This is a genomic window from Methylobacterium sp. Leaf85, assembly GCF_001422125.1.
Classification (GTDB): Bacteria; Pseudomonadota; Alphaproteobacteria; order Rhizobiales; family Beijerinckiaceae; genus Methylobacterium; species Methylobacterium bullatum.
In genome coordinates this window covers 67605-79594 of sequence record NZ_LMME01000033.1, presented here as the reverse complement: position 1 = coordinate 79594, position 11990 = coordinate 67605, and the positions used below count along the sequence as shown (strand labels likewise).

The 11990-nt window shown below is 68.3% G+C and carries 11 protein-coding genes; 4 read left to right on the top strand and 7 right to left on the bottom strand.

The window, feature by feature from the left end; translation table 11 throughout:
- The first annotated feature begins 6 nt into the window (after window positions 1-6).
- From ASF08_RS20025 to ASF08_RS20010, 4 genes are all read left to right on the top strand, one after another.
- The gene (locus tag ASF08_RS20025; RefSeq protein WP_056148991.1) at window positions 7-570 is read left to right on the top strand and encodes a helix-turn-helix transcriptional regulator; all 564 of its coding nucleotides are present in this window, start codon (window positions 7-9) and stop codon (window positions 568-570) included.
- Between the two features lie 211 nt (window positions 571-781).
- Window positions 782-2212, top strand: a complete 1431-nt coding sequence (locus ASF08_RS20020; protein WP_056148989.1) for a phosphomannomutase — start codon at window positions 782-784, stop codon at window positions 2210-2212.
- 773 nt (window positions 2213-2985) lie between these two features.
- Complete coding sequence (locus ASF08_RS20015) at window positions 2986-3939, top strand: YcxB family protein (protein ID WP_056148987.1); 954 nt, start codon at window positions 2986-2988, stop codon at window positions 3937-3939.
- Entirely contained in the window at window positions 3936-4538 is a 603-nt protein-coding gene (locus tag ASF08_RS20010) for a hypothetical protein (RefSeq protein ID WP_056148985.1), read from the top strand. Before ASF08_RS20015 ends, ASF08_RS20010 begins: the two co-directional genes overlap by 4 nt.
- 102 nt (window positions 4539-4640) lie before the next feature.
- Here the strand turns inward: ASF08_RS20010 and ASF08_RS20005 are convergent, their stop codons facing one another.
- The 7 genes from ASF08_RS20005 to ASF08_RS19975 all read right to left on the bottom strand — a co-directional run bounded on the left by ASF08_RS20005 (window position 4641) and on the right by ASF08_RS19975 (window position 11833).
- Complete coding sequence (locus tag ASF08_RS20005) at window positions 4641-5654, bottom strand: NrtA/SsuA/CpmA family ABC transporter substrate-binding protein (RefSeq protein WP_056148983.1); 1014 nt, start codon at window positions 5652-5654, stop codon at window positions 4641-4643.
- A gap of 322 nt (window positions 5655-5976) precedes the next feature.
- Entirely contained in the window at window positions 5977-6705 is a 729-nt protein-coding gene (locus ASF08_RS20000) for an ABC transporter ATP-binding protein (protein WP_056148981.1), read from the bottom strand.
- The gene (locus ASF08_RS19995; RefSeq protein ID WP_238253955.1) at window positions 6702-7472 is read right to left on the bottom strand and encodes an ABC transporter permease subunit; all 771 of its coding nucleotides are present in this window, start codon (window positions 7470-7472) and stop codon (window positions 6702-6704) included. Before ASF08_RS19995 ends, ASF08_RS20000 begins: the two co-directional genes overlap by 4 nt.
- 188 nt (window positions 7473-7660) lie before the next feature.
- A complete protein-coding gene (locus ASF08_RS19990; RefSeq protein WP_056148980.1) occupies window positions 7661-8623 on the bottom strand; it encodes a sulfonate ABC transporter substrate-binding protein in 963 nt (320 codons plus the stop codon).
- Window positions 8624-8998: 375 nt separating this feature from the next.
- A complete protein-coding gene (locus ASF08_RS19985; protein ID WP_056148978.1) occupies window positions 8999-9889 on the bottom strand; it encodes an ABC transporter permease in 891 nt (296 codons plus the stop codon).
- Window positions 9886-10791: an ABC transporter ATP-binding protein gene (locus tag ASF08_RS19980; RefSeq protein ID WP_056148977.1), complete on the bottom strand. Its 906-nt coding sequence runs from the start codon at window positions 10789-10791 to the stop codon at window positions 9886-9888. The genes ASF08_RS19985 and ASF08_RS19980 overlap by 4 nt, the downstream gene beginning before the upstream one ends.
- Before the next feature lie 10 nt (window positions 10792-10801).
- Window positions 10802-11833: an ABC transporter substrate-binding protein gene (locus ASF08_RS19975; RefSeq protein WP_056148974.1), complete on the bottom strand. Its 1032-nt coding sequence runs from the start codon at window positions 11831-11833 to the stop codon at window positions 10802-10804.
- Window positions 11834-11990 lie beyond the last annotated feature (157 nt).

The following is an 11990-nucleotide window of genomic DNA, read 5'->3' as shown; positions in this document are numbered from 1 at the left end:
CAAATCGTGTCGCTCAACAGCCGTTTCTTCGGCGTTTTGGATCGCATGGGTTGTGGCGCTCTACTTCTGGATTCCGACGGGGATGTGGTGGAATCCAATCAGGCGGCTATCCGAGCCATCCAGGAATTCAACGACGAGGAGACGCCCAAGTCCGTGGACCTGAGGGCCGGCTTCAAGAGCGTGCTCGAAGCGGGGGGAACACGATTCCGGCACAGGTCCGAGTCGTGGATCATGGTGCCGCGCCACGGAAAGCGCTCCCTGGCCATTCACGCCATGCCCGCCGGCGATGAAACGGACGCTTACGGCTATACGCTCGTGACGATTGTCGATCTGAACGAGAACCCGGACCCCAGTAACGAAGTCATGCAGAAGATGTTCGGCCTCACGCAGACCGAGTCCAGCATCGCCAAGCAGATCTGCTTTGGAAAGACACTCGCGGAAATCGCATCCGACAAACGCATCACGTTGTGGACCGTGCGGACACATCTGGCGTCGATCTTCTCGAAGACGCAGACGCGGCGCCAATCCGATCTGATGTCGCTTCTCCATCGGATCACCGCGATCGCGTGAAGCGGCCTCAAGCCTGCGGCCACAACCGACCTGAAGTGACGGTGACGGTGAGCGTCGCGTGGCACTTCGAACGCCCGGTGATCGCATGGCAATCCGCCCCGGCACCTGAAATCGAGTGAGGCGCCCCGCCGGGAACCGATTGAGGCGGCGGCACACTCCACCTAAAAGCGGGGCTCGTCGCACCGTCGCGCCCATCGCAAGTGGAAAGCTCATGAGCAGTCTGAAATTCGGGACCAGTGGCCTGCGCGGATTGGTGACAGACCTCGTGGGATGGCCGAGCTACGCCTATGCCAGCGCGTTCTTCCGCTCGATTGCCGCGACGACCGGCGGCAGCGGCGACGTCGTGATCGGGCGGGATCTGCGCGACAGCAGCGAGGGGATCGCCGCGACCGTGGCCGCCGCCGCGGCGGGGGCGGGTTTTACCGTCTTCGATTGCGGTGCCCTGCCGACGCCGGCCCTCGCGCTCGAAGGCATCCGGCGCGGGGCCTGCGCCGTCATGGTCACCGGCAGCCACATTCCCTCGGATCGCAACGGCCTGAAATTCTATCGGCCCGATGGCGAGATCACCAAGACCGACGAGGTCGCGATCCTCGCCGCCCTGGGCGACATCTCCCAGGTCGGCGACATGCCGCCGACCGACGCCGCCACGCGGGAGCCGGGGGCGATCGACCGCTACCGTCAGCGCTACACCGAAGCCTTCCCCTCCACCATCCTGGCCGGCCAGAGGATCGCGGTCTATCAGCAGAGTTCCGTGGCGCGCGATCTCCTCGCCGACGTGCTGGCCGCCCTCGGGGCCGACATCGTCGCCATCGGCCGCTCCGACAGTTTCGTGCCCATCGACACGGAGGCCCACCGCCCCGAGGATATCGCGTTCATCCGCGACGCGATGGCAACGGGCGGCTTCGACGCGCTGGTGACGACCGATGGCGACGCGGACCGGCCGCTGCTCGCGGACGCCGCCGGGCGGATCGTCCGGGGCGATGTGCTCGGGCTGATCACCGCCCGCTATCTCGGCGTCGACACGGTCGTCGTCCCCGTCACGGCGGGCTCGGCCATCGAGCATGCGGGCGGCTTCCGGCGCGTGCTGCGCACCAAGGTCGGCTCGCCGTTCGTCATCGCCGGGATGGGCCAGGCGCAGAGGGACGGAGCCACGAGCGTCGTCGGCTTCGAAGCCAATGGCGGTTTCCTCCTCGGTTCGGACATTGCCGTTGGCGACAGGATCCTCGCGGCCCTGCCCACGCGCGATGCGATCCTTCCGATCGTGGCGACCCTGGCGGCGGCACGGGACGCCGGAATGACGCTCGCGGAACTCGTCGTTTCCCTGAAGGTCGGCGAGACCGCCAGCGACCGCCTGCCCGAAACCCCGGCGGAGCGGAGCGGCGCCTTGCTGCGCCAGCTCGGCCGGGAGGCGTTCCGCGCGGATTTCTTCCGCCCGCTCGGCACGCCGCAATCCGTGGACGAACAGGACGGTGTCAGGGTCGAACTCGACGGGGGACGCACGATCCACTTCCGTGCGTCCGGCAATGCGCCCGAGCTGCGTTGCTACGCGGAGGCGGGGACGGCCGCCGACGCGGAGGAGATGGTCCGCTGGGGACTGGCAGCAGCGGCGGCGGCCATGAAAGACGCAGCCGGGCAGGTCTAGAGCTGTGCCCGACCACGTTGGGTCGGGACACATCTCTAAGTCTTTGTTGTGCCGCGCTCTTTTTCGCCGAACCGGCATCCACTTCGGCGAAGAGCGCTCTAGCCCCGGCTCGGTGAGCCAGGACCCTCGATCGACACAGCCCGTTGGACCGCTCGGTTCCGAAGGGAAATCCGCCCGCGGCCCGGTCTCGTCGGATCGGGCCCCGAACTCTCGCGTGTCGGCACGCCCGGAAACGGCCGCCGGCGGCAAATTCGGTGCGCGGGCGTTCGAATCCGGCGATGCTCTCAACCACCCCGTGTCGTCGGCGGTTGTCTCAGCCGCCCGGTCCGGGCACGGTGGAGTCCTGCCGGACCTGTGCGGGTCCGCATTGGCCTTTGGAGCGTCGCAGGTTTTCGGCCGCAAAACCAGCGACCACTTTTGCGAAACCCGCGTAGCGCCATGAGCGCGCGCCGCGCGTCGTAGGAGATGCAACCCTGCCCGTCGTCCCATCCATTTCGGCACGTCCGCTATCCCCCGGCGCGCCCCTCGTCTTCGCCGCCCCGCTTCGCTTCACCCATCGACTCGCCGGCATCGCCCGGACGCACCGACCTCGCTCGGCGGCGTTCCGGCGGCGTATCCTGACGGTCGGACTACCCGCGCTATGGTTCTTCGCCCTGCTCGGCTTCGTCTCGACCTGGGCGACGGAGGGGGGGCGTAAAGGCAAGACCATATCCGGGTTTCTGCAGGACCTCCCCGACCTGTCGCTCTGGCCGCTGGCCGCGCTCCTCGCGGTCGTGACACTCGCCTGCCTCACCCTTCACGCGGCCTACCCGTGGCTGCTGCATCAGCGGCTCGTCGCCGCGATCGGCCCCCCCGGCGAAGACACGCCCGTGCCGATGACCTACCGCTTCGACGATGCCGGGATCACGCAGACGAATGCGGATCTGGAGGCCTTCCTGCCCTGGCATCTCATCAAGGGGCTGGACGAGGACCGTCTCCACCTCTTCGTCCTGACGGATGTCGAGGGCGAACCCATCGTCCTCGCCAAGGCCGATCTCACGACGGCGCAGGCCGACGGCGTTCGGGCCTGGACCGCCGCCGGGCGGCCCTTGTCGCCCCACCCGCCCGACGACACCGATCCCTTCGCCGACGAAGCCGGGGATGCGGTGCGCATCGCCTTCACGCTCACGGCGGAGGATCGGGCGGCGCTCGTGACCAGGACCCTCGACCGGCCGGCGATGCGGCGAGCACGGATGCGCGGGGCAGTGCTGCTCTTCGTCGGTCTGAGCCTGCTCGTTCCCGGCATCGTCGCCTTCGTCTGGGCGGTGGACCCCTACCGCGTCCCGTTCTCCATCGCGTTCCCGCTCTTCCTCGAGATGGCGGGAACCGATTTCCTGAAGCCGGCCATAGGGGCCGCGGCGGTGGTCCTGCTCGTCCTCGCGCTCGGTCCCTGGAACCGTCGCTGGGCGGCGCGCGAGCTCGGACGGGATCTCGCGAGGGAGGCACGGCCCGGCACGTCCTATGCCCATGCCGACGCCCGGGGCCTCTCGGTCGCCCAAGGAGGAGCCTGGGCACGCCTCGGCTGGACGAACTTCCGGGGCTGCGAGCGCCTGGGCGAGCTCATCGTCCTGCCGATGCGCTGGGGCAGCGTATTGCCACTCCCGACACGCGCCTTCGATCCGGACGCACTCGCCCGTTTCGAGGCGCTCGCGGCGCGCCATCTGCCTTCGGACGGCGGACCGTCATGAGCCGTGCTCCGAAACGCCGCTCCGGCTGGCTCGCCCTCGCATGCGTGTTCCCGGCACTGACCGTCGCGGGAGCGGCCTGGGGCGGGGAGACCGCGAGGACACGGACGGTCCGTCTGGACCAGGGCTTCGTCATCGATCTCCCGGAGGGATGGACCCTGGAAGATCCCGCCGAGGCGACCGGTGACGCCACGGGCCGGATGACCGTGCGTCTCGTCTGCGGCACGCTCTCCTGCAAGCGCACCCTGGAGGTCTGCACCCTGTTCCTGAGACGCGATCCCGTCGGAGACGACGGCGACGACACGGCCCGTCTCGACGGGCTCTACGCCTCGCCCACCTCCCGCTACACCCGCATCCGCAGCGCCCTGAAAAGCACGAGCAAGGACGCGACGTTGCGCGGCGAATTCGGCAAGGTGCGGTTCGGGACACGCCTCTGGTACGCCGTGGAGACACAGGCCGCGAACCGCTTCAAGTCTGGGCTGTTCGCCGCGACGGTGATCGACGGTCGCTATCTCGGGGCGATCTGCAAGACCTGCGAGACGGGCGAGATCCGTCACGAAGCCGCCCGCGCGCTGCTCGGGAGTGCGAGACGTTCGGAATAGCTCCGGCCGACGGGAAGCATCGGCTTCCGTCCCCTTCCGGTGCGATACGAGGTCCGCCTCAGGGCCGCGAGGACCGGGGCCTGGAACGGGGCGACGATCCCGTCAGACCCGGACGAGATGATCGGTGACGGTCACCGGCTCGGGCAGGACCTTGCGCGTGACCAGCCATTCGGCCGCCTTCTGGAACTCCGCCAGGAAGGCCTGATCGTCCGTTTCGTAGAGCTTGTATTGCTTGCGCAGGCCGATGAAGTGGTCGCGCACCCGGTCGCTGTAGCCCGCCTTGGCCTGTGTGAGCCGCTCGGCCTCCTCCGTGTTCGCGGACGCCCAATCGGCGTCGTTCTTCAGCGCCGCATGGAAGGCGCGGACGAGATCGGGGTTCTTCGCGACGAAATCCCGGCGCGTCAGGTAGGAGGTGAAATCGATCTGGAAGGGCAGGTCGCGCTCTTCGAGGAAGATGTCGTGGGCGTTGTAGTCGAAGCGGGCGATGTCCACGCCGGGGCTCCACATCGACCACGCATCGACCTTGCCGGAGGCCAGCGCCGGGGCGGCATCGGGCGGGTTGAGATAGACGAACTTGACCTTGGACCGGTCGATGCCGTGCTTTTCCAGCGCCGCCACCACCAGGAACTCGCCGAGCCCCGACCGGTTCACAGCCACAGACTTGCCGACGAGATCCTCGACCCTGTCGATGCCGGATCCGTCCTTGGCGATGATGGCCGTGGTGCGCGGGCTGTAGATGAGGAACTGGGTGAAGACCAGCGGCGAGCCTGCGGAGATGGCGGCGAGCGCCGGCGTCGTGCTGCCGCCGAAGCTGAAATCGGCGGTGCCGCCGGTGACCGCCTGGAGGGTCGGCGCGTGGTTGGGGAACGGGCCGACCCATTCCACCTTGATCCCGTCTTTGGCGAGCGTCTTCACCAGTTCGCCGCGCTCCTTGGCGATGAAGGTGAGGCCGGTATAGCCCCAGGTCAGGCGCAGCGTGTCGGTGGTGCGGCCGGTGGCGGCGCCGGCCGAGTGGCCCGCGAGACCACCCGCGAGGGCACCGGCACCGAGCAGGGACGTCTCGAGAAAGCGCCGACGGGAGGGGCCGGAGGACGGGGAGCGGAATGAGGTCGTCATGGGAGTCTCTGGCCGATCGGCTGGGAGGGGAAGTTCGGAGGGCCTCACACAACTCCCTGTCGCAGTCGGTTCTGGCTCAGGACGCGACGGCGCGGCGGGAGTTTCGTGAGGGCCTGTTTGATTTGTTTTTCCAAGGCTTTACCTCATCCTGAGGTGCCGCGTAGCGGCCTCGAAGGAGGCGTCCAGGGATCGCTCTGGTGTCTGGAGGGCTCCTTCGAGGCCCGCTGACGCGGGCGCCTCAGGATGAGGTGGTCGGCTTGGATGATCGAAGTCAGCACGGGCATCCGCCGGGAAATCCGATCAGACAGGTTCGGAGAAACACTCAGGCTGGCTCGGATTCGGCGTAAACGCCGAGTTCGGCGAGGAGGCGGAGGCGGAGGGCCACCCGATCGCCGGAGCCGTCGAGCCGGTGCTCGGCGGCGATGATCCCCGCCCGCATCACCAGCACGCGGTCGGCGAGCGAGATGGCTTCGTCGACATCGTGGGTGACGAGGAGAACGCCCGGCCGGTGGCGGGCCACGAGTTCCTTGACCAGCCCGTGCATGCGGATGCGGGTCAGGGCGTCGAGCGCCGCGAAGGGTTCGTCGAGCAGCAGCAGTTCCGGCTCCTGCACGAGCGCGCGGGCCAAGGCCACGCGCTGCGCCTGACCGCCGGAGAGATTGCGCGGCCAATCGTCGAGGCGATGTCCGAGCCCGACCTCGGAGAGCGCGGCGGCGGCGCGCTCCCGAGCCCCCCGGTCCGGCAGGCCCAGCGCCACGTTCCGCCAGAGGCTGTCCCACGGCAGCAGCCGATGCTCCTGGAAGACGACGGCGGCCTCTCCGGGCGCGTCGATGCGGCCGCGATCGACGGGATCGAGCCCCGCCAGGGCCCGCAGCAAGGTCGTCTTGCCGCAGCCGCTCTCGCCCAGCAGGGCGACGAACTCACCGCGCTCGATGACGAGGTTCAGGCCGTCGATGACGACGCGCGGGCCGTAGGCGCGGGTTAGGTCGGTGACGACGACGGCGGGACGCGAGGAAGCGGACACGGCGCTCCCGGCATGAGCGCGGCTCATCGGCGGTCCCCGAAATTCGGGTGCCAGGCGAGGAGCGAGCGCTCCAGGTGACGGGCGATGGAATCGGCGGCGATGCCGATCAGCGCGTAGAGCACGATGGCCAGCACGATCACGTCGGTGCGCAGGAACTCACGGGCATCCATCGCGAGGAAACCGAGGCCGGATTGCGCGCCGATGGTCTCGGCCACCACCAGGGCCAGCCAGGCCGTCGCCAGGGCATAGCGGACGCCCGTGAGGATCGAGGGCAGGGCGCCGGGCAGGATGATGCGGCGGATCAGCTGGATCGGACCGAGGTTCCGGACCCGGCCGAGTTCGACGAGCTTCGGGTCCACCTGCCGGATGCCGAGCACGGTGTTGATGTAGATCGGAAAGGCGACCCCCAGCGCCACGAGGAAGATCTTCTGGCTCTCGCCGACGCCGAACCACACGATGACCAGGGGCAGCAGGGCGAGGAACGGGATGGCGCGGATCATCTGGACGCTCCGGTCGATGGCCGCCTCCGCGAGACGGGAGAACCCGACCAGGGTGCCGAGGGCGAAACCGATTCCGCCGCCGATGGCGAAGCCCACCGCCGCGCGCAGCAGGCTGGTGCCGAGATCGAGGAGCAGCGAACCGTTCAGTGTCAGCTTCCAGGCGGTCGTCAGGACCTTGCTCGGTGCCGGAAGCACCTGCGGCGAGATCCAGCCGGCACGGGCGAGGACTTCCCAGACCGCCACGAGGGCGACGGGGGCGAGCCACGAGATCACGAAGAGACCGTAGGGGCCCAAGCCCGACCGGGCCGTCTGGCGCGAGGGGGAGGGGGAAACGGCCTTGGGCAGCGCCCGCCGGGGCGGGACGCCCGCTCCCGGCAGGGACAGACTCGCGAGGGGGTCGAGGGTGGTCACGATGTGGGGGCTCCGGGCCTTGCAGGTCGACGGGATCTTGCAGGTCGACGGGATCTTGCGGGTCGGCGCGATCAGGTGCGCGGCGGGGTCCAGACGGCGTCACGCACCTGGATGGCGCGGGGGATGAGCCCGAGACGGTGGAAGCGGTCGGCCGTGGCCTGTTGCCCCGAGAGGATCGCGTCGGTGAGGGGCCGGACCCCGAACCGGGTACGGTCCGCCGCGACCTTCTGGATCTCGTAGGGGATGCCCGTCACGGCGTTCAGCGCCTTGGCCACCTCGTCGCGGTGCCCGTCGGCCCAGGCGGCCGCCTCGGTGAGACCCGCCAGACTATGGACGATGACGCCCGGATGCGTGTCGGCGAAGGTTCTGTTGGCCAGGAAGTAGGCCGACACGTCGAGGGTCTGGCCGGAGGTCGCCAGGACCCTGGTCTTGCTCCGCGCCTGCGCCACGGCGAAGTAGGGATCCCAGATCGACCACGCGTCGACGCTGTCGTTGGCAAAGGCCGAGCCGGCATCGGCCGGCGTCAGGTAGGCGGGCGTGATGTCCGAGAAGGTGAGGCCGGCCTTCTCCAGGGCGGCGATGATGAGGTTGTGCGCGCTCGTGCCGCGACCGAACGCGACCTTCTTGCCCTTCAGATCGGCGACCGACCGGATCGGCGAAGATTCCTTGACCAGGATCGCCTCGCCGTCGCCGGAGGGCGCCGCGGCGCTGACATAGACGAGGTTGCCGCCCGCCGACTGCGAGAAGATCGGTGGCGCGTCGCCGGTATAGCCGAAATCGATACTGCCCGCGCTCAGGGCTTCGAGCAGGGGAGGCCCGGCCTGGAACTCGACCCACTGCACCTTGGTGCCCTGCGCGGCCAGGCGCTTCTCGATCACCCCCTGCTGCCGGGCGACGACGATGAGGCCGATCTTCTGGTAGCCGATCCGGAACTCCTTCGGCGCGGCCTCCTCGGCGACGGCACCGGTGAGGGCGGCGAGGCCGGCTCCGAGCGCGAGGAGCAGGCCCGGCACGCGGCGTCTGGTGATCGTCACGGATTGATCTCCCTTGAATCTGCATCCGCCCGGCGAAAAGGTGCGGCATCGGTGAAGCGGTCGCTCACGCCCTCATGGCAGGCGCAAGAGGTCGAGGATGGGCCCGGCGCCATGCCGGAGCCCGATGGCGTCGAGGGCGAGACGGGACGACGATGCGATCGAAGCGGGGCCATCCGGCCGGCACCCCGGTCCCGCCGGCGGACGAAATACTGAATAAAAGCTTTTGCGAGAGCCGTTATACTCGCCGCAATCAGCAAAAGTCGATAATATGATCTTTTAAAGATAGAGGTAGAACGACCGAAAGCTGCTCTGCCGGACACTTGTGAAAGCAGAACCTTTCGCGCGGGGCAGCCTGGCCTCCGACATCGGTCGGGACTATCGCGCCATGCCCCAGCGCCGCACGGTGAGCCGCTCGAACGCCGCGAACACCACGTTCTCGATGACGAGGCCGATGACGACGACGAGGACGAGGCCGGCGAAGACCCGGTCCGTGTAGAGTTCGTTGCGGTTCTGGAAGATATACCAGCCGAGGCCGCCGCGCCCCGAGGAGGCGCCGAAGACGAGTTCCGCCGCGATCAGCGTGCGCCAGGCAAAGGCCCATCCGATCTTGAGGCCGGACAGGATCGCCGGCAGCGCGGCGGGGATGAGGATCTGGATCACGTAGGACGGGCCGCGCAGACCGTAGTTGCGCCCGGCCATGCGCAAGGTTTCGGGCACGCCCTGAAAGCCCGCATAGGTGTTGAGCGCCATCGGCCACAGCACCGAATGGATCAGGACGAAGATCAGGCTGCCGGACCCGAGGCCGAACCAGAGCAGGGCCAGCGGCAGCAGGGCGATGGCCGGCAGCGGGTTGAACATCGCCGTCAGGGTCGAGAGCAGGTCGCGGCCGAACTGGGTCGAGACGGCCAGGGTGGTCAGCAGGAAGGCCAGGACGATGCCGCAGACATAGCCCTGCAGCAGCACGACGAGGGAGATCCGCACCCGGTCCAGCAGCTCGCCGTTCACGAGGCCCTCCACCAGGGCGGCCATCGTGGCGCCGAAGCCGGGCAGCAGCAGGTCGTTGTCCTGCCAGCGCGCCAGCCCCTCCCAGACGAGGACGAGGGCGACGATGATCAGGCCCTTGCGCAGCCAATCCTGCTGCCAGAGCCGGGTCGAGAACGGCAGCACCCGTTCCACCGGGGCGTCCTTGAAGGGGGCGAGCACGTGGTCGTATTCCGGGCGGATCGGCGGCACGAGGGGCCGGCCCGCGAGACTGGCATTGCTCATGCGGAGGCCTCCGTGGATGCGCGGCTTTCGGGTGCGGCCTCGAACAGGCGGCTGTGCAGGCGCTGCACCGCGTCCTGAAAATCGCGGCTCCCGATGCTGGTCAGATCGAACGCATGGCTGTTGAACTCGGCCCGCACCCGGCCCGGATGGGGCGAGAGCAGAGCCACCCGGTTGCCGACCACCAGGGCCTCCTCGATGGAATGGGTGACGAAGAGCAGGGTGAAGCGGGCCTCGTCCCAGAGGGCCAGCAACTCCTCCTGCATCCGGCGCCGGGTCAGGGCATCCAGAGCCGCGAAGGGCTCGTCCATCATCAGGACCTTCGGCTGCATCGCCAGCGCCCGGGCGATCGCCACGCGCTGCTTCATGCCGCCCGAGAGCTGGTGCGGGTAGCTCTCGGCAAAACGCGTCAGCCCGACCTTGTCGATGTAGTGGCGGGCCCGCTCCATCGCTTCGCGACGGCCCAGCGCACGGGCCGCGCGCAGGGGGAAGGCGACGTTCTGGGCCACCGTCTTCCAGGGCGGCAGCTGGTCGAATTCCTGAAACACCACGATCCGGTCGGGTCCCGGCTCGCGAACCGGCACGCCGGCCAGGGTGATCTCCCCCTCCACGGGGCGGAGGAAACCGGCCGCGGCCTTGAGCAGGGTGGACTTGCCGCAGCCGGAGGGCCCGAGCAGGACGAAGCGGTCCCCCTCATGGATATCGAGGTCGATGCGATGGGTGGCGCGCACCACCCGTTCCGGCGTGCGGTATTCGAGGGTCACGCCCTTGATCCGCAGCAGCGGCGATGCCTCGGCCGCGACCGGGGCATGGGCGCGCGCCTCCTCACGCCGCGCGGATCCCCATGCGCGGGGATCGGGGAGCCCTGTGATGGCGAATTCGGAGCGGGGAGCCGTGGAGATCATGGCGCGCCGCTCAGCTGCCGTTGCTGATGCGCGGGTCATCGAAGAAGTAGTCGCCGATCGTCTTCGGCTCCGCCTTGATGGCACCGACCCGGTGCATGAACGTGCCGAGACCGAGCGTGTTCTCGGGCGTCACCTTGAAGGATACGGCGGGGTTCTTGATGATCGTCGTCAGGAAGGCCGGGTCGATCTTGCTGCCGTTGATCCGAATGTAGATCTCGGCCGCTTTCTCCGGATTCGCGGTGATGAACTTCGCGGCGTCGTCGAGGGCGCCCAGGAAGGCCGTGTAGGTCTTCGGGCTGTCCTTATAGAATTTCTCGGTGGCGTAGAGCACGGTCGAGGAGGCCGGGCCGCCCTGCACGTCATAGGAATTGAGCACGATCCGGGCCTTCGGGTTCTCGGCCAGCTCCTGCTCCTGGAAGGGCGGGTTGCCGAAATGGCCGGAGATCTCGGTGCCCCCCTTGATGATCGCGGCGGCGGCCTCCGGATGCGGGACCGCGACGCTGATCTTGTCGAGCTTGGCGAAGTCCTTGTCGCCCCAGAGCTTCGCCGAGGCCAGTTGCAGGATGCGCGACTGGACCGAGACGCCGACGGCGGGAACCGCGATGCGGTCCTTCTCGGTGAAGTCGGCGATGGTCTTCACGTCGGGATTGTTGGTGACGAGGTAGTAGGGGAAGTTGCCGAGCGACGCGACGCCCTTGACGTTCTGCCGTCCCCTCGTGCGGTCCCAGAGGGTGAAGAGCGGGCCGACACCGGCCCCGGCGATCTCGATATTGCCGGACAGCAGCGCATCGTTGACGGCCGAACCGCCGGAGAGCTGGACGTACTCCACCTTGATGTCGAGGCCCGCCTGCTTGCCGTGCTTCTCGATGAGCTTCTGGTCCTCGACGACGTTGAGAAGCAGGTAGACCACGCCGAATTGCTTGGCGATGCGCAGCTGGCCCTCAGCGGCGGCGGCAGGGCCGAGGCTCGCCAGGGAGAGGGCGAAGCCGCCCAGAAGAGCCGCCGCTTTCCGGCGCGAGAGGGACGGGCGTCGGGTCGTCATGGGGAAACCTGCTGTCGTAACTCGAACGCGGGACGCGGAGCCGGGGAGAGAAAATGTCCTCCGAATCTGCTCGGCAGCGCCCTCGCCGTCAATGAAATCGTTCTCTTTATAGAACGAGCAAAGGAGATGATCCGTCTCTAGAACAGACGGATCGTAG